Consider the following 19650-nt stretch of genomic DNA (forward strand, 5'->3'; position numbering starts at 1 on the left):
GCTATTAATAGCATCAAATTAGCGAAGTAACGACTCAGTTAGTACTGGACGAATTTCACGAATAATTGCTTGAGTCAATTTTGGTGAACCACAGATAATATTGCCGCTGTGGTTATAGTTATTACCACCAGCGAAATCTACAACCATACCGCCCGCTTCTTTAACCATAAGTTCGCCTGCAGCAGAGTTCCAAGGTTTTAAACCAATTTCAAAAAATCCATCAACACGACCAGCTGCAACGTATGCCATATCTAAAGCAGAACAACCTGCGCGGCGAATGTCTGCAGTGTGTACAAACAATGCTTTAAACGCTTCAGTGTATGCGTCCATGTGGTTTTTGTTTTTGAAAGGGAAGCCAGTAGCAAGTACAGTGCCTGCAAGGACCGTCGTTTTGCTAACACGTAGACGTTTGCTGTTTAACTGAGTGCCTTGTCCGCGAGACGCAGTGAAAAGCTCGCCACGAATTGGATCATAAATAACAGCTTGGTCTAAACGACCTTTAACTTTAAGTGCGATAGAAACCGCGTAATGAGGGATACCTTTGATGAAGTTAGTTGTTCCATCGATAGGATCTACAATCCATTGGTAATCATCATCCTTGCCTTTATGCTCACCTAATTCCTCACCAACAACAGAGTGAGTAGGGTAAGACTGTAAAATAGTGTCACGAATTACGGCTTCGGCTTCTTTATCAATGTTAGTTACTAAGTCGTTAGCGCCTTTTTGTTGCACTTCAACTTTTGATAAATCTTCACTTGCGCGAAGTAAAATTTTGCCTGCGTTGCGCGCAGCGCGAACCGCAATGTTTAACATTGGATGCATGGTATTACCTTTGGGTTGTAAAAGAACGTTTATATATTTCAGCCGGCGTATTTTAGCGACTTTTGACATAAAGTAAACAATAAACCCCAAATACTTATGTTTGTTTTTTATACAAGATTGAAATGTGTATATATTTTTAAAAAATAATAATGAGCAATTAATAAGTCATTATGTTCCTTTATGTGTTTATTAAATCGAATTAATTTTAAATAACGCTTTACCTAAAGTTAGCTTGAGGTTTTATCGTGCTCCTAACTTAATTGATAGGACAACATTATGCATTTAGAGCACGTAAACTTAGTCGCGAGTGATATAGATAGCATGCTTAAATTTTATCGCGCTGTATTTCCACATTGGTCGATTAGAAGTGAGGGCAGAGGCGATTGGCATGGAAAACCAAGACGCTGGGTACACTTTGGAGATGACACGCATTACATTGCGATAAGCGATCATGGTGAGGGTGAAAACAGAAACTTATCGGGCCATCAAATTGGTTTTGCACACTTTGCTTATGTAACTAATAATTTAAGCGCAGTAGTAATGCGCTTAAATAAAGTGGGTTTTACAGTAAGCAAGCAAGGTAGCGAGAATCCTTTCAGAAAGAATGTCTACTTTATTGATCCCGCCGGGTTTGAGGTGGAATTTGTAGAGTATTTAAGTGACATACCAAGCGAGCGAAATAACGATTTATAATAAAATACCAAGCAGCACGCTAAAGTGCTGCTACTCAATTATAGTTAGCGGCTATTATTACCCGTGCCAAACTGGGTTTTTAGCTCATTTGCAAAGCTCATAAATTTTTCTTTAATTGTGCGCTTTATTTTTACTTCAACCGATCCCATAACTGCCTTTCCTTCAATATGAATAGTAGGACCTTGGCGTTTGTTAAGCGACACAGATTTATTTTCAAGACTACTTAAAATACAAAACATTTTAGACACTACATTTACATGCTCTGGTACGTAAATCTCATCGCTACCAAAAATACAGTTAACGTGAATAGTTACATTTTGATGCGCAAAAATGGCATCGGTAAAATCTAGCACCACCGATCCCATAAAGTTACTCAAATATATATTCTTTGGCACGACCCACTGACCGCTTCGCTCGTTAGAGCCTAAAATGCTGCGTAATGTAAAATCATCATCACTGTTTTGTTGTGCACTATAATGTGGTGTAAATTGCGATTGTTTTTCTGCTTTATATTGCTGATCAGTATTAAGTGTTAAATCTTCTACTAAGGCTAAAAGAGCTTCGTTATTAGGTGCATCCATCGCGTTATCTAAGCGTCTCTCAAATGCATCAACAGAAATAACCCCATGACTGTAATTATAAATTAATTGATCAATTACTTGTTCGCGTACTTGCTCTATTGGGCGGTCTTCGACTTTTACAGACATGGGGCATTCCTTATTATATTTACTATTAATACAGCTCTTGATGTTTATATGCAAAGCACGCACCAAATATAATAACCTTAATTATCAATGATTTAATTTTAAATGATGTTTTATGTTTTGTTATATTAACGATAGATTAACCAAAAATGCAATTATCTAGTTATTTTCACTATTTGAGAAAGTTTTACCGAGTAGCCTGTAAATAGTTACACAGCTATAGATAGTGCCTTATCCCAAAGTTACATCAAGTTATTGAAATATATATATAAATAAAGTTGGCCTAAAGCTCGCATTAGTTAAAGTGTCTTTAATCAAAAGGAGAAAGATTATGAAAACATTTAACAAATCTATTATCGCAGCTCTAGTTCTTGGTACTACGGCTATGGGTGCCCAAGCAAACAGCTGGGAAAACGAAAGTAAAGATGCTTGGATTGATGGTAAGGCAGAAACAGTTCTACTTATGAACACTAATCTAAACAACTTTGACATTAACACTGATGTAAAAAATGGCAAGGTAGTACTTACAGGTAAAGTTAATAGCGAGCTTGATAAAGAGCTAGCAGAAGAACTTGTACTTAGCCTAGATGGCGTATCTGATGTTGAAAACAGCCTTACCGTTGTTAAAAGCATGGACACAAAAGATAGAAGCAAAGACATGATGGACGATGATGATAACGACTTAACGGACGCTAAAATCACCACTGTAATCACAACTCGCTTCCTGTTTGATTCAGAAGTTGGTGGTACAGACATCGATGTTGATACCGACAATGGTATTGTAACTCTGAACGGTTCAGTAGAGTCTGAAGCTGAAAAACAACTAGCAGTTAAAATTGCTAAAAATGCTGAAGATGTTCGTGACGTAGTTGATAAACTAGCTATTGTTGCTGAATAATACAGTATAGTTAAGGCCCACTAACACTGGGCTTTACGTCTTTTTAATGCTTAATTTAAATGGAGTTTAGTCATGGATATTATTCGTATAATACTTTCGGTTTTATTACCGCCATTAGGTGTGTTTTTGCAAGTTGGCTTAGGTATGCATTTTTGGTTAAATATTTTATTAACACTGCTAGGTTATTTCCCAGGGTTAATACATGCAATCTACATTATTGCGAAAAAATAATGACAGATTATATATTGTGTAAGCCGACTACTGAGGTTTAGCTAAATAAAAACTTCAGTACTGATCGGCTCACAATATCAGTTTTTAAAGTAAATATTTTTTATCAAAATCTAATTTTTAATTGACTCAAACTAAGTGATTTATTTCTTGTAACTCACTCCCAACATTCCCTCAGCCACACCTATCGTTTACTTCAATTAAGCTTTCTAACTAACAGCAGTGTTCTGATTCTGTATTGATGCCATTTAGGAAGTCTTTAACATTAGTTTGTTTATATATCTACAATACGCGATTAATTGCTCTATTATTAAGTGGCAATATTACCATCACTTCTAGTGTTATCATTAAACCAAGTTTTTACGCATATTGAGGTAGCTAATTGAATATTCGACTTATACTGTCAGGCGTTGTGTCATTCGTTTTTTATTTTAGTTGGGCCTACTGGGCAAATAGTTCGGCAGATATTGCTAAATCTGTCACGTTTCAAGCTGCATTAGTACAAGGTTTGTATAGTGGATTTGTAACGCTGTTTTTTACTTTTATTTTAGAAAAGGTCGTCAACAAGTATAAGTCTAGTTATGTAACGCTTGCGTTTGTAACTCCAATTATTTGTATGTTTCATTCTAAAACACCACAAAACGTAGCAATACGACAAAGCTTCAATAATGCAATTAACTCTAGCGCCTCGTATTTAGGTAACAAAAAAATAGCAGGTGTACTTTTTGCGCCTATTATTCCGATTACTGTTCAATCGAGCTTAGTGATTATGGTGAATGTAATTAATCAGACACCTAATTTGGCACTTACAGTAGCCCCAAGCATATTTTTTACAGCCTTGTATGCCTACACATATATGTTAGCTTTACTTAAAAAAGTAGAGCGTTAAATATAAAAGACTACATGTGGGGGGAAGGTTTTTATAATTTAATGCAGAAAATATCATGGGAAATATCTTACATTTTATGCTTATACCCACCTAAAAGATTACTATTTAAGCAGTTAGCTTACTGATTGTTAAAATAAAGGTGTTTGGTAGTGACAAGCACCTAAAAAGTTTTTATACTGCAACCCGCTTTAGTCGCTCTGTGACTGAACGCTTCAAAAATTAACTGCCTAGCAGTTATATAAAAGTTGGCCCCTTAGCTCAGTTGGTTAGAGCACACGACTCATAATCGTTAGGTCCCCAGTTCGAGTCTGGGAGGGGCCACCACTTTTACAAACTTTCCAAAAAAATACCTACTCAAATTATTTAATGCTACATGAATTTAATATCGTGTAATTTATTATTCTTTATTTACCCCTAATAATAAATATAATTTAAATAAAGTTAATCCATAGATTAAGCTAAGCTTTCTTAAATTTGAAAGAGTGCGAATGCACTATTAAATTCCAGCGTTAGATCGGACGCTATTCATGCTCTGTTTTGTAAATAATAATGAGCTGCATCTGATTTCAGAAGACAAAAAAGCCCCTATTGGGGCTTTTTACTTACTAGTGTTTACTTCTATTGCTCAAAACTACAAGAGTTAACTAATTTTTACGGTATATCTCATGCTCAATATCGTAAATATTTACGCTTAAACTGTCTGATGCTCTGCAGTATGTTTTTAAGCATGAAAGTAGCAGTTCGCTTAACATTTGTTTTTGCTCAATTGAGCGTCCCGCTAAAATATGTACCGCGATATGTATAAACCCTGATTTTCCTGCGCCAAGTTGATATTGCTGATAAGCAATAGCGCGTGTTTTGATGGTTTCTAATTCAAATAAGTTACTTTCGAAAGCGGTAGTGTGAATTTTTTCTACCAGTACTTGTGGTAAAACAGGGAGGTCTTCTGAGTGTTCAATAATAATGTGCGGCATTTAGGCGTTTCCTATTATGAGTTACTGCATGAGCGAGAGTTAATTGTATCAAATACAACAGGGTTCGCTAAACCCTGAGCTATCTAAAATCTTTACTTTAAACTAATTTAGTCGTATTTATTTTTGATGTTAGTATAAAAACAAACAGGTGAACCTTCGCTTAGTAACGTAGGTGCTAAGTTACTTATATATTAATTAAGGATAAGTATGAAATTACCACAAAAATTTAAACGTTTAGCTTTACTTACAGGTGCAGTTGTTACATTAAGTGCTTGCTCTGACGATGTTGCATCGGTAAGTCTGGGATTATTTACAACTAAAGATGTTGTGGTTAATTCGCAGCAAGATCCAATCCTTAAAGGTGTTACTTGTCATATTAGTCATATAGAGGCTAATTTGGACTTTTCTGATCCGTCTGATATGTCTATAGCATGTCGTCAAACAGGTCCTATTACAGCGCAGCAGCTACAAAAAATAGACCGTAGCAAGTCGGGCGAGGTGATATTCAAATCATCTAAAAGTATATTATTTAAATCACTAAAAGTGCGCCGTATTTACGATGCTGAGAATCGTACTTTATTGTACTTATCGTATTCAACTAAAGAATCCAGTGGTAGCCACCACCATGCACTATCAACAGTGCCGCTATACAATACTCAAGCGTGGGATTGGGCGCTTACACAAAAAAACTAATCTAGCACTAAAACTTATAAGAGCACCTTATGTTAGCTTTATTTAAATCGGCACCTTTATTGGAAGATCAAGAGCAGCAATGGCTTATTGATACATTTATTTGGGCTGTAGAAAATTTTGATGCTGAGTTTTTTACAAAGCACACTCAAATAATACTGCCAACGGCCACTTTTTTCCCCGATTCGGTATCGAGCATTGAAGAGATGGCGAGTAATGTTTTTACCCGCGTTACTAATTACGCGGGTATGAATGCATGGCCTATTCAATTAGTCGCACCTCAGCAGTTACAACCGCAAGTTTTTCCGCACTTTGAATTTAGTGATGAAATACGTGGCGAAGGCAGTCATTTAATTGTGCCGCCAAGCCATAAGGTCAGTATCTCTTTTAATCCTAATCAGATTAATCAGCCACAAGATTTAGTGGCAAGTTATGCGGGTACTCTGGCCACCATACTTATTCATCACGTTGGGGTGCTACCGCCAGGAGGAAGGGAGTATTTACCACAAGCTGCCGATGCGCTTGCTTGTTTTTTAGGATTTGGTGTGATGATGAGCAACACGGTGTATCAGTTTAAAGGCGGTTGTGGCTCTTGTTATAATCCATACGCTAACCGTGAAGCTAAGTTAAGTGAAACACATACGGTATTTATGCATGCCCTGATTAGCTACTTTAAAAACGATAAAGTGTCTAAAAAGCATTTAAAGCCGCATTTACGTGGTCAGTTTAAAAAAGCACAAAAAGAAATTAAAGCATTGGTAAATAACTCGGCTAACCCGCTGTTATTAGCTTATTCGCCAAACTAGCAAGGATCTGCGTGGAATACTTAGATGAATTTTTACTGATTGTTATTGCTCATTTTTTTGCAGTAGCAAGCCCAGGGCCTGACTTTGCCGTAGTACTTAAGCAAAGTGTGCAACAAGGAAGGCGCAATGCATTGTGGACAAGCGCCGGTGTTGGCGCTGCTATTTTACTGCACGTTGCCTATTGCGTTTTAGGTGTTGCGCTTATTTTAACGCAATCGCCTAGTTTATTTATGGCGCTTAAGTATCTTGCCGGTGCATATTTAGCTTATTTAGGCGTACAAGCACTCAGAGCTGCAAAACCTCCAGCAAGTAATGAAGGCGAGGCTGCAAAAGATGTTGAAAACAAAACCGTCCAAGAAGAATCCGTTTGGCTTGCTTTTAGGCGCGGCTTTTTCACAAATGCATTAAACCCAAAAGCCACGTTATTTTTTATGTCGTTATTTACACTCGTGATTAGCCCAACAACACCGACTAGCGTACAGGTCGGTTACGGTGTGTACATGGCATTGGCTACTTGGGCGTGGTTTTCAATGCTTTCAATAATACTTTCTAGAAATAATGTAAGGGGTTTTTTCCAACAACGCGGTTATTGGTTTGACCGTGGAATTGGCGTTATTTTAATTGCCCTTGCAGTACGTGTTGTTATTTAACTTATTTAAAAAGTACAGGAGATAAAATGCCGTTATATAATTTTTCGTTTGGCTCTAATATGTCATCTAATCGTTTGTTAGCGCGCTTACCTAATGTAAAGCGTGTAGGAACAGCGGTACTTAAAGGTTACGAGCTAACTTTTGATATGCTATTTAAAGATGGCTCTGGCAAATGCAGTATTTGCCCAAGCGATAAAGAAGGCGCGCTGGTTTACGGCGTTATTTATGAGCTTAATGAAGATGAAAAAGTTATTTTAGATGGTATTGAGGGCATAGGTTACGACTGCGTAGATATAGCCCCAACGCTTTTAACGGGTGAGACTGTAACTGCACATTGTTATATAGCTAATACCCATGACAGCGATGTACTCCCATACGATTGGTACATAAAACACGTTCATCGCGGATCACTTGAAGCGGGCGTACCAAAAGAATACAGTGATGCGATATTAAATCGCGCACAAAAAAGCGATACCAATCAAGAGCGCGCAGCAATTGAATTTGCAGTTCATCAAAAATAATAAAATAGGATTGATATGAAATTAACCAAGCTTGCCGCAATTGCACTACTAGCAGGCACTTCGTTTAGTAGCTGGGCACAAGTTGATACCAACAAAATTGATGACGTTATTAAAGCGTCAATGGCGCGTTTTGACGTACCCGGTATGGCAGTCGCCATTGTTGAAAACGATAAAGTAATATTTGCTAAAGGCTTTGGTGTAACTAACCTCGATACCAACAAAAAAGTAAACAAAGACACCTTGTTTGGTATTGCTTCAAACACGAAAGCGTTTACAACAGCAGCGCTTGCCAAGTTGGTTGATGAGGGGAAGTTAAGCTGGGATGACCGCGTAATTGATCATTTACCAGAGTTTAGATTATACGACTCATACGTAACACGCGAAATGCGTATTCGTGATTTATTAAGTCACCGCAGTGGGCTAGGGCTTGGGCAGGGCGATTTAATGATTTGGCCAAGTACCGATAAGTCAGTTGATGAAATTTTAGCGGGATTACAGTATTTAAAACCAGCGAGCAGTTTTCGTAGTAAGTATGCTTATAACAACTTGATGTTTGTTACCGCTGGTGAGGTGGTTGCACGTGTGTCGGGTATCAGCTGGAACGATTACATCGAAAAAAATATATTACAGCCGCTGCACATGGATAACTCACGCGCGGGATTTTCACGTATTCCAAAAAGTAATAAAAACTGGGCGACAGGTCATATTCCTATGGATGGCACGCTTCATCCATTTTTTGTGAATTACCTAGAAGATTTTAGAGGCGCAGGTGCCATTGCTTCAAGTGTAAGCGACATGAGCCAATGGCTTCGTACGCAATTAGCGGGCGGTAAAATGCCAAGTGGCGAGCAGCTTTTTAGCGAAAAGCAACAAGCGCAAATGTGGCACCCACATATTACGTCTATGGCGTCTAAAAATGCGTTTGAATCGTATCATCAGCAGTTTAGGGGTTATGGGTTAGGTTGGAGTATTGAAGACTACCACGGCTTTAAAAAGCTAGGTCATGGCGGTGGTATTTTAGGGATGGTATCGCAAGTTACTTTATTGCCTGAGAAAAAACTCGGTATTGTTATTTTATCTAATCAACAAGCTTTCGGTGCACTTTCGGCAGTAACCCATGAAGTACTTGAAGATGCACTTGAGCTTGAAGATAAAGACTGGGTAGAGGATTTAGCTAAAAGTCATTTTGAAGGTAAACAACACGCGTACGCTAATGCAAAACCAGAAGCCCCCGCCGACTACCAACCACAATTACCAAACATTAATTACACCGGTACATTACATGATGATTGGTATGGCGATGTAATTATTGAGCAGCTTGATAGTAAATTGCATATTGATTTTACGCATACCAAGCGCTTAAAAGGCACTCTTGAGCATTACACTGGTAATACATTTATAGTTAAGTGGGATGAAAAGCTGCTTGAAGCGGATGCGTTTATTCGTTTTGAAATGAGCTCACAAAATCGTGTAAACAGCGCTAAAATGCGTGCAGTATCAACACAAGTTACCGACTTTAGCTTTGATTTTAGAAACCTGCATTTAAAAGCAAAATAGCTAATAATATTGATATTCAAGGTATCGATATTTAAAGTATCAATATAAACCAAAGTCGCAAAGCCACCCGTCGGTGGCTTTGTTATATTAAGCATTCAATTTACTTTGGCTAGGAGCATTTTATGCGTACTGCAGTTATTTCACACCCTCATTGCCGTAAACATAAAATGATAGACGACCATCCAGAATGCCCAGAGCGCTTAGATGCAATTACCGACAGATTATTAGCCAGCGGTGTAGATGTTGGCTTAACACACCTGCAAGCACCTAAGGCCGAGCGTGAGCATTATTTACTTGCTCACGATGAAGCTTTAGTTAAGCACGTAGAAACTACACTACCAACAGAAGGGCTCGCTAATTTAGATGGCGATACGTGGCTGTGCCCCGATTCGTTTAAAGCGATTGAGCGGGCAGTAGGTGCCGGGTTGTTAGCTGTTGATGAAATACTTGCCGATAAACTCGATGCTGCTTTTTGCTCAGTACGCCCGCCAGGGCATCATGCTAATAAAGATTCATCATCTGGGTTTTGTGTGTTTAATAACTTAGCTATTGCCGTTAAGTACGCTCAAAGCAAAGGGATTAAGCGGATTGCGATTGCTGACTTTGATGTACACCATGGGAATGGCACGCAAGACATTTTTATTGATGACGAAAACGTACTGCTTTGTTCGTTATTTCAGTATCCGTTTTACCCAAATACAGCGGTTAAAAATAATAGCCATATAGTTAATTCTCCTTTGCCAATTGCCAGCAATGGCGACGACCTAAAAGAGGTATTTACTGGGCAATGGCTACCAAAATTAAAAGCATTTAAGCCTGAATTACTTTTTATAAGCGCAGGGTTTGATGCACACTTAGAAGATGATATGGCGAGCTTAAAATTTGTAGAGGATGACTACATTTGGCTTACCGAGCAACTATGTGGTGTTGCTAAAGAGGGCGGCTGCAAAGGTGTTATTTCGTATTTAGAAGGTGGCTATGCGCTATCAGCTTTAGGTCGCAGTGCTGTAGCGCATATAAAAGTGCTTACTGAGGTTTAAATAAAGAGAGTGTTTATAGCCCTAATAAATCAAACGCCTGCGCTGTGCTTAGGGTTTTGATTTTACCAAGGCAGCATTGTCCTTCATTTAATAAGTAAGCTGTAACAAGCTGTGCTAGTTGCTCGCCATTCAATTCAGGGCAAGCAGTGCCTTGTAAATTAAGGTAGTCACCTTGCTTATTAAGTACTCGCACATCGCTTAGTTCACTTTGCATAACGCTGTGTAAGCACTCTTGTTGCTCTTGTTGGTTATGGGCTATCTCAAGCTCATTATAAATAACCAATAACTGTGGGTAGCTGTTTAACATAGCCCGTTAGCCTACGGTTACTTCATAAGACGTAAATTTACGAATATTAATAACGCCTTTTTCAAAAATTAAGTATTGGCCTTTAATACCTTGTAAAACACCACTTACAACAGGGTCTTTATCAAAGTTAAATGAGCTGATTTTTATTGGGTATTCGGTTACTGGAAAGTTTAAATCAACCACATCTTCATCAAGTTGTTCTATTGCTGTTGCGCCAAATAATTCACTGAGCTCGTTTAGCTTTTCACTAATTTGTGGGATCAGCTCGGCTGCAGCTGCTTTTAAGTCAATTGCTTCGTTTTGACCTTTTAGCATATTGCGCCAATTCGTTTTATCGGCAATAAATTCAGCCAATGCAACTTCCACTAAACCTGATTGCAGGCGAGTTTGCACTTTAAAAATAGGTAATGCCTGAGTCGCGCCTTGATCAACCCAACGAGTCGGTATTTGTGTGTGGCGGGTAATACCTACTTTTAACCCAGAGGTGTTAGCGAGATATACATAGTGTGGGATCATGCAGTTTTCTTCGCCCCACTGTGGCTCTCGGCAAGTGCCTTGATCGTAGTGGCAGGTTTCTGGTTTCATAATACACATATCGCAACTAGCGAGCTTGCGCATGCATACAAAACAGTGACCTTGAGAATAGCTTTTTTTGGTTTTTTTACCGCAGTTAGAACATAAAATAGTGCCACTAAAGGTAAGCGTAAGCTCCTTACCTATAAATGCATTTAAGTCTACTAGGTGTTCACCTACAGGTAAGTGATATTGTACTGGTTCGGTTAAGCTCGATTTTAATTTACGCAGTGTGCCTTGCATCTTTACTTGGCCCCTAAAGATGTTAAAAAGAGGAGTCTAACATTTTTAAGCTATATTGGCTTTTTAAGAAGTGTAAATAGTCGGTGTAAGGCAGTGCTTTTGCGTATAAATAACCTTGGGCGTAGTCAGCGTTCATATCTTTGAGTAAGTGATGGATTTCCTGGGTTTCTACCCCCTCAATTGTTATTGATAAATTGAGATTATGCGCCATATCAATGGCTGTTTGTACAATAACCTGGTGAGTAGGGTTATTAGGTAAATCAAAAACAAATGACTTATCTATTTTAAGTTCACTAAAGTGATAATTGACTAAGTAGCTAAGTGACGCATAGCCTGTCCCAAAGTCATCCAGTACTACTTTAATACCTAATGCGGTTAGCTCATCAACTAACTTTATAAGTGCATCCTGGCTATCTACGAAGGCCGATTCGGTTAGTTCAAATTTAAGTAACTGTGCCGGCACTTGGTATTTAATTAAAATATTTTCTACTTTTTCGGCTAAGTTATTTATAGTTAAGTTTTTAGCGCTTAAATTTACGCTAATTGTGTGCTCGTTATAGCCATTTTTTGTAAGCTTGACTATGTCTTTACAGGCTTGCTCTATTACCCACAGTGTTAGCTCGTTAATAATGCCTGTGTGCTCAGCAAGTATTATTAGTTCTTCAATTGATAAGTTGCTGTAAGTTGGGTCGGGCCAACGTAATAAAGCTTCAGCACCACTTACGTGGTTACTTAATAAGTTTATTTGAGGTTGGTAATAAAGTGCCAGTTGATTTGTTTTGATGGCTTGTTGCAGCTTAGCGGCTAGAGCAACGTCCATCATTAGATTATTACCGTTTGACGATGACCCAACTTGATTAACGCTACCTTTTGCTTTTTTAAGCGCTAAATAACCACGCTTTAACCAATATTCAAAGTCGTTACTCTTACCTGCACTACTAATACCTATACTGTAACTAAGCTGCAGGTTTAGCCCTTTAATTTCATATTGTTTTGGTAGGCTGCTAATTATTTTAGTCAGTAGTGCTTCTAGCATTTCTTGGTTTTGTGTTTTAGTAGAAATACAGGCAAATACGCCACTGCTTAAATCGGCTAAGCGTGGGCTGGTGTTTAAATCTGTTTCGAGGTTTGTAAATTCGCGTTCATGGCTGAGTTCTAATTCAAGCTCTTTGGCTACATGCTTTATAAGTGTGTAGCCCTGAGAAGAGGTAATAATTGTATTGAGCGAATTAAAGTGACGTATTTTTATTAAACATAAAGTTGTTGAGCGGTTTTGGCTTTGTAGCGCCATAAATGCTTGTTTTAGCTTGGAGCTATTAAGTAACTTTGTTTGTTGTGTGTGCGTGGCATGGTAAAGCGCACGTTCGCGCTGATACCTTACTCGGTCAGCTAACGCCATTGCCATTAAAATAACTTCGCACAAAATAGCCATTAAAAAGGCATGGCGGGAGGTAAAGCTATAAGCCAAAAAGCCAGTGAGCTCCATAGGCTGTATTACCGCACCAAATATCAGCGGTATCCACGAAAGTACATAAAACTTAGCCCACCTAAAGCCGCTACGTAGCTTGTTATAAATTAAAATAATACAAACAACGTATAAAAGTGCCATTACACAAAAAAACAACGGGGCTGCAATGTACTCAGGAATAAATAGACTAGCTATAGCCATTACTGACATAAACAAAAGCAGTTTTACGCTCATTTTGTATCGCCAGCAATTGTCCTTGTGATAGCGTAAAAACATAGTACAAAAGGCGAGAGTGAAAAATGATATTGCGTAGTTAAAAAATATGACTTTTTCGTGAATATATAACTGCCATTGCACTGGCCATAAATAAAATCCAAAACCAAGCACTGCACCCAATAAGGTTAACGCACTAATGATATAGCCAATATAAATTAAATAAACACGGTCTTTTATGCCAAAATAAAGCACCAAGTTATAAAGCGCAGCCATCAATAGCACGCCTACAAAAATGCCCCAGATCCCAGTTTGAGAGCGCACTAAGTCAATAAACTCTTTATCACGATATAAGTTTACAGGTGTTTTACTTATGCCGATTGTGTCTATTTTCATTACTAGGCGCTGTGACGATTTTCTTTCTACTAAAAAACGAATATGCGGTACGCTGTACTCAAACAAAGAGAGGGCTTCTTCTTTATCGCCGAGTTTGTATGTTTCAATTAGTTTGTTATTTTTGTCGAGGCGATAAACCGTAAGATGATCGACCATAGGGTTGTCAAAATGTGCCACAACATTTTGCTTGTTAAGGCTTTTATTTTCTAAATCAAGAAACAACCAATAGTTTTGCTGGCTAAAACTCCATGGAACATCTGAAAATGGTTGATGAGTAAGTAATTCAGGTTGGTTAATGATGGTATCGAATGTTTTAGTTTTGGTTTCGTCAATATAGTAGGCGTAATCGAGGTACATTGGAGCCGTTTTATCAATTGTATATCGTGTAGGCACGACAAGGTTTGATGCCAATGTACTGATTATAAAAAATATAAATATCAGTATGGCAACAGCAATTGCATGGTAACGTAAAGTTCTTAGTTCCAACGTTAATTTACTTTTAAAAAACCTTTTAATTAGTGTAGCACTAAAAAAGCGCAGATAAACTGCGCTTTTGTAGTTAAATTAACTGGTTATACCAATGAATAGGTATTACAGGCTATTGCTCGCGTGCAATAGCACGGTAAGCTATATCAGTACGATATTCCATACCATCCCAGCTAATTTGTTTAACAAGCTCATAGGCGCGCTGCTGCGCTTGCGTAACGGTGTTACCAAGTGCTGTTGCGCATAATACGCGACCGCCTGCGGTTACAACGTCATTGCCACTTTTCTTAGTACCCGCATGAAACACTTTTTCACCCGCAGGGTAATCAACTTTTAGCCCCGAAATTGCATCACCTTTAGGGTAATCACCAGGGTAACCTTTAGCTGCAAGTACAACACCAACGGCTGCGCGTGGGTCAAACTTAATCGTTGTTTTATCAAGTTCTACACGGTTAGCAGCTTCAATCAATTCAACTAAATCTGATTGCAAACGTAGCATCATTGGTTGAGTTTCAGGGTCGCCAAAGCGACAGTTGTACTCAATTACTTTAGGGGTACCTGTATCGTCAATCATCAAACCTGCGTATAAAAAGCCGGTGTACGGATGGCCTTCGCTTGCCATGCCTTCTACCGTAGGGTAGATCACTTCATTCATAATACGCTGGTGGATTTCATCCGTAACAACTGGCGCAGGAGAGTATGCACCCATGCCACCCGTGTTAGGACCAGCATCGCCATTGTAAGCGCGTTTATGGTCCTGACTGGTAGCAAATGGTAATACGTTTTTGCCATCAACCATTACAATGAAAGACGCTTCTTCACCGTCTAAAAACTCTTCGATAACAACACGACTTCCCGCATCGCCAAAAGCATTACCCGCAAGCATATCGCGAATAGCTGCTTCGGCATCGGCTTCCGTCATTGCTACAATTACGCCTTTACCCGCAGCCAAACCATCTGCTTTTACAACAATTGGCGCGCCTTTTTCTTTTAAATAAGCAAGGGCTGGGTCAATTTGTTCAAACGTTTGATAATCGCCTGATGGGATATTGTGGCGTGCTAAAAAATCTTTAGTAAACGATTTAGAGCCTTCAAGCTGGGCTGCGCCTGCCGTTGGGCCAAAAATAGCCATGTTATGTTCACGAAACTTATCAACAACACCCAGTACTAACGGTATTTCTGGACCTACAATAGTAAGCTCTACATTGTTTTGCTGTGCAAAACTAAGTAAACCCTCTAAGTCGTCAACGTTTATTGCTACGTTTTCAAGTTTTGGTTCAAGTGCAGTACCTGCATTACCAGGGGCTACAAATACAGTATTTACTTTGGTGTTTTGAGCGGCTTTAAACGCAAGTGCGTGTTCGCGGCCGCCGCTGCCAATGACTAAAACATTCATGGCGAAAATTCCTATTTAAAGCGGTTTCTTAAATTTCAGCGTCATGCGGTCGCTTTCACCAATGGCTTTATATTTGTCAGCATCTTGTTCGCCGAGTCTTAAGCTTGGTGGTAGCGTCCATACACCTTTAGGGTGATCGGCTGTATCTTTTGGATTTGCATTTATTTCACTGCTTGCTACTAATTCAAACCCAGCTTGTTTAGCAAGGTCTACTACGTAGCTCTGCTTCATATAACCTGATGTTTTTTGATCTTCGTCAGCACGCTCTTCAGCTAAACGGTGCTCAACTAAACCTAATGTACCACCTGGTTTAAGGGCTTTATAAAAAGCTTGGAATGCACTTAATGCACCGCTTTTATCTTTGCCCATATACCAGTTATGTACATTACGGAAAGTTAAAACCATATCGGCACTGCCAGCTGGCGCAATATCTAAATGTGTTACAGGTGCAAACTCAGTAATTTTAACGCTACTAAAGCGCTCATCTTCAGCCACTTTTTGTTTAAAGCCCGCAAGAGAGCGTTGGTAGTAGCCAACTGATGAATCAGCAGGAAAGTGCGCGGCATAATAAGTGCCTTGCTCTTTTAGTGCTGGCGCTAAAATTTCACTATACCAACCACCGCCTGGCGCAATTTCAACAACTGTCATAGTTGGTTTAAAGCCAAAAAATGCAAGTGTTTGAGCCGGGTGACGATATTCGTCACGAACGCTGTTTTTAGCGCTACGTTCGCTTGATTGAAGCGCATGCTCAAGGCTCGATTCGTGGTTATGGCTAAGCGCCATAGTCGATGTCATCGTTAGTGTGGCTACAAGTAGCGATTTTAGCGCAAATTTCATTGTTTGTTCCTTCACATTATAATTTTAAATAGGTTATTGAATAATCAGAATACGTGAATTTATAGCAAACAAAAAGGGTTAAACCAACGTTTAACCCTTTGTGTGATTAGTGGCGGAAATGGCGCATACCAGTAAGTACCATTGCCATGCCAGCTTCATCAGCAGCTGCAATCACTTCTTCATCACGCATTGAGCCACCGGGCTGAATTACCGCAGTAATACCAGCGGCTGCTGCTGCGTCAATTCCATCACGGAATGGGAAGAACGCATCAGACGCCATAACTGAGCCTTTAACTTCAAGGTTTTCGTCTGCAGCTTTTATGCCTGCAATTTTAGCTGAGTATACGCGGCTCATTTGGCCTGCGCCTACACCAATGGTCATACCGTCACGGGCATAAACAATTGCGTTTGATTTAACAAACTTAGCTACTTTCCAACAAAATAGTAAATCTTTAAGTTCTTGCTCTGTAGGCTGGCGCTTAGAAACAACTTTTAAGTCGCCTTGCGTTACCATGCCTAAATCGCGGTCTTGAACTAAAATACCGCCGTTAACGCGTTTAATATCTTGGCCAGCTGCTTTACCTGTCCACTGTCCACATTCTAATAAACGAACGTTCTTTTTAGCTTCAACAATTTTTGCAGCGTCGCTCGAAATACTAGGTGCGATAATGACTTCAACAAACTGACGATCAACAATTGCTTGTGCAGTTGCTGCATCTAGCTCTCGGTTAAAGGCAATAATGCCACCAAATGCTGATGTAGGGTCTGTTTTAAAAGCGCGCTCGTATGCTTGTAGAATATTGTCCCCAATTGAAACACCACACGGGTTAGCATGTTTTACAATTACGCACGCAGGTACGTCAAATTCTTTAACACATTCAAGTGCTGCATCGGTATCTGCAATGTTGTTAAACGAAAGGGCCTTACCTTGCAATTGAGTTGCTGTTGCAACTGATGCTTCAGCAATGTCACTTTCAACATAAAAAGCAGCATCTTGATGTGAGTTTTCACCGTAACGCATATCTTGCTTTTTAGTGAACTGCATATTGATAGTACGTGGGAATTTAGTCTCTACAGCAGCTTCCTCGGTGTAATCAGGAACCATTTTACCGAAGTAGTTAGCAATCATGCCATCGTATGCGGCAGTGTGCTCGTAAGCAGCAATCGCTAAGTCAAAACGTGTTTTATACGTAGTAGAGCCATTGTTGTTTTGCATTTCGCTAATAACACGGTCGTAGTCGCTCGCGTTTACCACGATTGTTACGTCTTTGTGGTTTTTAGCGGCTGCACGAACCATTGTAGGGCCGCCAATATCAATATTTTCAATAGCATCTTCAAGGCTGCAGTTTTCTTGAGCGACTGTATTCGCAAAGGGGTATAAGTTAACTACAACTATGTCGATAGCAGAAATGTTGTTATCTGCCATTACGCTTTCATCTTGTCCGCGACGGGCTAATATGCCGCCGTGAATTTTTGGGTGAAGAGTTTTTACGCGACCATCCATGATTTCAGGGTGGCCTGTGTGATCTGATACTTCAGTCACTTTTATGCCGTTATCAGCAAGTAGTTTACATGTGCCGCCAGTTGATAATATATCAACGCCTTGCGCTTCTAGTGCGCGGGCAAATTCAACAATACCGGTTTTATCAGACACACTTAATAGTGCGCGACGAATGGGACGATGAGTATCCATTGTAGTTTGATTTCCTCAGTTAATGAGCTAGCTTAGAAGCGGGCATTTTAACTGATTACAACTCAAAAAACGACTTATAAAGCGCCGATGAGGGTGAGCATTTTGCAACACGGCTATTAAACTACGGGCATAAAAAAAGCACCCTAGGGTGCTTTTTTAATAATTAGCTGTGATAAATCACAGCCAGCATATTAGTTCATGCCGTATTTTTTAAGCTTTTTACGTAAAGTACCACGGTTGATACCTAGTAAAATTGCTGCACGAGTTTGGTTACCACGTGTATATGTCATCACTTCTTCAAGTAATGGCGCTTCTAGCTCTGAAAGAACAAGGTCGTAAACGTCTTGCACATCTTGACCGTTAAGCTGCTTTAAATAGTGGTGAACAGCTTTTTTTACTGCATCACGCAATGGCTGCGGTTTCTCGTGTGACTGAACATGAGGGTTAGTGATAAATGGAGAAGTCACGTTTTGTTCGAACATTATTAAGTCTCTTTCTTTCTTAGTTAGCTGCTAGTGTTTTAAAGTATTGCTCTAATGCGACGACCTGTGCTTGTGGGTTGTCGAGCGCATTAAATACTCGCCTAAACTGACCATCACTGTCATGGGTTTGCAAATACCAAGATACATGTTTGCGAGCAATTCGCGCTCCCATTGGCTCACCGTAAAACAGATGGAGGTTTGTTAAATGCTCCATTAAAATACTGCGCACCTCTGCAATAGCAGGCGGCTGTAAGTGTTCCCCAGTTCGCAAATAGTGGTCTATCTCCCTAAATATCCAAGGGCGACCTTGGGCGGCTCGGCCAATCATAATGGCATCTGCACCCGTATAGTCTAAAACCTGTTTTGCTTTTTCTGGTGATGTAATATCACCATTTGCAACAACAGGAATCGACACTGAACGTTTTATATCCCTAATCGTGGCGTACTCAGCATCACCTTTGTACATACATGCGCGCGTACGCCCATGTACAGCAAGTGATGCAATGCCATAACGTTCAGCTATTCTCGCAATCTCTACACCATTACGGTTATCCGGATCCCATCCTGTACGGATTTTAAGTGTCACAGGTATATCAACAGCATTAACGACTGCATCAATAATCTCTTCCACAAGTTCAGGAAACTGTAATAAGGCAGAGCCTGCGAGTTTCTTGTTCACTTTTTTTGCTGGGCACCCCATATTGATATCTATGATCTGTGCACCGTTAGCAACATTGAATTGTGCGGCCTGCGCCATAAGCTCAGGATCTGCTCCTGCAATTTGCACAGCGCGTATACCCGACTCACCGCTGTGATCCATACGGTTCATCGACTTTTCCGTTTTCCAAACCTTAGGATTAGACGATAGCATTTCAGAAACAGCTAGCCCTGCGCCTAAACGACGGCAAAGTTGTCTAAATGGTCTGTCTGTAATGCCAGCCATTGGCGCGACAATTACATTATTCTCAAGTTGGTATTTACCGATACGCACTATATTCAATAGGCCTCTTTTCAAGGGGCGCTAAGTTTACGGTTTTTTTCACAAAAATCAAAGGCTATAAATTGAACAAAAGTAACTTTTTTT

General features: G+C 39.6%; 21 protein-coding genes and 1 tRNA gene. 11 read left to right on the forward strand and 11 right to left on the reverse strand.

Annotated elements, in window-relative coordinates:
- Nucleotides 1-18: 18 nt before the first annotated feature.
- Entirely contained in the window at nucleotides 19-822 is an 804-nt protein-coding gene (suhB, locus tag I6F43_RS09840) for an inositol-1-monophosphatase (protein ID WP_197102079.1), read from the reverse strand.
- Nucleotides 823-1098: 276 nt separating this feature from the next.
- Between suhB and I6F43_RS09845 the strand changes: the two genes are divergently transcribed.
- A complete protein-coding gene (locus tag I6F43_RS09845) occupies nucleotides 1099-1515 on the forward strand; it encodes a VOC family protein (protein ID WP_165735436.1) in 417 nt (138 codons plus the stop codon).
- A 44-nt stretch (nucleotides 1516-1559) separates the two neighbouring features.
- On the opposite strand, the gene I6F43_RS09850 is transcribed toward I6F43_RS09845, so the two are convergent.
- Entirely contained in the window at nucleotides 1560-2222 is a 663-nt protein-coding gene (locus I6F43_RS09850; RefSeq protein WP_101164314.1) for a LiaF domain-containing protein, read from the reverse strand.
- Nucleotides 2223-2550: 328 nt separating this feature from the next.
- Here I6F43_RS09850 and I6F43_RS09855 point away from each other — a divergent pair, with 328 nt between their 5' ends.
- From I6F43_RS09855 to I6F43_RS09870, 4 genes are all read left to right on the forward strand, one after another.
- Complete coding sequence (locus I6F43_RS09855; RefSeq protein ID WP_101162740.1) at nucleotides 2551-3117, forward strand: BON domain-containing protein; 567 nt, start codon at nucleotides 2551-2553, stop codon at nucleotides 3115-3117.
- 72 nt (nucleotides 3118-3189) lie between these two features.
- Nucleotides 3190-3348, forward strand: a complete 159-nt coding sequence (locus I6F43_RS09860) for a YqaE/Pmp3 family membrane protein (RefSeq protein ID WP_002957822.1) — start codon at nucleotides 3190-3192, stop codon at nucleotides 3346-3348.
- A gap of 379 nt (nucleotides 3349-3727) precedes the next feature.
- The gene (locus I6F43_RS09865) at nucleotides 3728-4234 is read left to right on the forward strand and encodes a hypothetical protein (RefSeq protein WP_101162741.1); all 507 of its coding nucleotides are present in this window, start codon (nucleotides 3728-3730) and stop codon (nucleotides 4232-4234) included.
- 247 nt (nucleotides 4235-4481) lie between these two features.
- Nucleotides 4482-4558 (forward strand) — tRNA-Ile (locus I6F43_RS09870).
- A 320-nt stretch (nucleotides 4559-4878) separates the two neighbouring features.
- Here I6F43_RS09870 and I6F43_RS09875 read toward each other — a convergent pair.
- Nucleotides 4879-5208 carry a 5-carboxymethyl-2-hydroxymuconate Delta-isomerase gene (locus tag I6F43_RS09875; protein WP_002957818.1) on the reverse strand — a complete coding sequence of 110 codons (330 nt, stop codon included), beginning with the start codon at nucleotides 5206-5208 and terminating at the stop codon, nucleotides 4879-4881.
- A gap of 207 nt (nucleotides 5209-5415) precedes the next feature.
- Between I6F43_RS09875 and I6F43_RS09880 the strand changes: the two genes are divergently transcribed.
- From I6F43_RS09880 to I6F43_RS09905, 6 genes are all read left to right on the forward strand, one after another.
- Nucleotides 5416-5901, forward strand: a complete 486-nt coding sequence (locus I6F43_RS09880; protein ID WP_007586492.1) for a CreA family protein — start codon at nucleotides 5416-5418, stop codon at nucleotides 5899-5901.
- A 29-nt stretch (nucleotides 5902-5930) separates the two neighbouring features.
- Nucleotides 5931-6704: a hypothetical protein gene (locus tag I6F43_RS09885; RefSeq protein WP_007586497.1), complete on the forward strand. Its 774-nt coding sequence runs from the start codon at nucleotides 5931-5933 to the stop codon at nucleotides 6702-6704.
- A gap of 11 nt (nucleotides 6705-6715) precedes the next feature.
- On the forward strand, nucleotides 6716-7354 hold the full coding sequence (locus I6F43_RS09890) for a LysE family translocator (RefSeq protein WP_007586498.1): 639 nt from the start codon (nucleotides 6716-6718) through the stop codon (nucleotides 7352-7354).
- 26 nt (nucleotides 7355-7380) lie between these two features.
- Entirely contained in the window at nucleotides 7381-7875 is a 495-nt protein-coding gene (locus I6F43_RS09895) for a gamma-glutamylcyclotransferase family protein (RefSeq protein WP_101217085.1), read from the forward strand.
- A 15-nt stretch (nucleotides 7876-7890) separates the two neighbouring features.
- Complete coding sequence (locus I6F43_RS09900; RefSeq protein ID WP_197102081.1) at nucleotides 7891-9432, forward strand: serine hydrolase; 1542 nt, start codon at nucleotides 7891-7893, stop codon at nucleotides 9430-9432.
- A 122-nt stretch (nucleotides 9433-9554) separates the two neighbouring features.
- Entirely contained in the window at nucleotides 9555-10472 is a 918-nt protein-coding gene (locus tag I6F43_RS09905) for a histone deacetylase family protein (protein ID WP_024590604.1), read from the forward strand.
- A gap of 13 nt (nucleotides 10473-10485) precedes the next feature.
- On the opposite strand, the gene I6F43_RS09910 is transcribed toward I6F43_RS09905, so the two are convergent.
- The 8 genes from I6F43_RS09910 to dusB form a co-directional block, all read right to left on the reverse strand.
- Complete coding sequence (locus I6F43_RS09910) at nucleotides 10486-10779, reverse strand: hypothetical protein (RefSeq protein ID WP_010553373.1); 294 nt, start codon at nucleotides 10777-10779, stop codon at nucleotides 10486-10488.
- A 6-nt stretch (nucleotides 10780-10785) separates the two neighbouring features.
- Complete coding sequence (locus I6F43_RS09915) at nucleotides 10786-11595, reverse strand: DUF2797 domain-containing protein (protein WP_197102083.1); 810 nt, start codon at nucleotides 11593-11595, stop codon at nucleotides 10786-10788.
- Between the two features lie 22 nt (nucleotides 11596-11617).
- A complete protein-coding gene (locus I6F43_RS09920; protein ID WP_197102085.1) occupies nucleotides 11618-14158 on the reverse strand; it encodes an EAL domain-containing protein in 2541 nt (846 codons plus the stop codon).
- A gap of 112 nt (nucleotides 14159-14270) precedes the next feature.
- Nucleotides 14271-15554 carry a phosphoribosylamine--glycine ligase gene (purD, locus tag I6F43_RS09925; RefSeq protein ID WP_197102086.1) on the reverse strand — a complete coding sequence of 428 codons (1284 nt, stop codon included), beginning with the start codon at nucleotides 15552-15554 and terminating at the stop codon, nucleotides 14271-14273.
- 15 nt (nucleotides 15555-15569) lie between these two features.
- Nucleotides 15570-16391 (reverse strand): class I SAM-dependent methyltransferase, encoded by an 822-nt coding sequence (locus tag I6F43_RS09930; protein ID WP_007586523.1) that lies wholly within the window; start codon nucleotides 16389-16391, stop codon nucleotides 15570-15572.
- 106 nt (nucleotides 16392-16497) lie between these two features.
- Nucleotides 16498-18084, reverse strand: coding sequence for a bifunctional phosphoribosylaminoimidazolecarboxamide formyltransferase/IMP cyclohydrolase (gene purH / locus I6F43_RS09935; RefSeq protein WP_007586526.1), 1587 nt, complete (start codon nucleotides 18082-18084; stop codon nucleotides 16498-16500).
- Nucleotides 18085-18275: 191 nt separating this feature from the next.
- Nucleotides 18276-18566 (reverse strand): DNA-binding transcriptional regulator Fis, encoded by a 291-nt coding sequence (gene fis, locus I6F43_RS09940; protein WP_002957804.1) that lies wholly within the window; start codon nucleotides 18564-18566, stop codon nucleotides 18276-18278.
- A gap of 19 nt (nucleotides 18567-18585) precedes the next feature.
- Nucleotides 18586-19557: a tRNA dihydrouridine synthase DusB gene (dusB, locus tag I6F43_RS09945; protein ID WP_010553368.1), complete on the reverse strand. Its 972-nt coding sequence runs from the start codon at nucleotides 19555-19557 to the stop codon at nucleotides 18586-18588.
- Nucleotides 19558-19650 lie beyond the last annotated feature (93 nt).

Origin of the sequence: Pseudoalteromonas sp. NZS71_1 (assembly GCF_015864305.1) — a bacterium.
In the GTDB taxonomy this organism is placed as follows: domain Bacteria; phylum Pseudomonadota; class Gammaproteobacteria; order Enterobacterales; family Alteromonadaceae; genus Pseudoalteromonas; species Pseudoalteromonas arctica.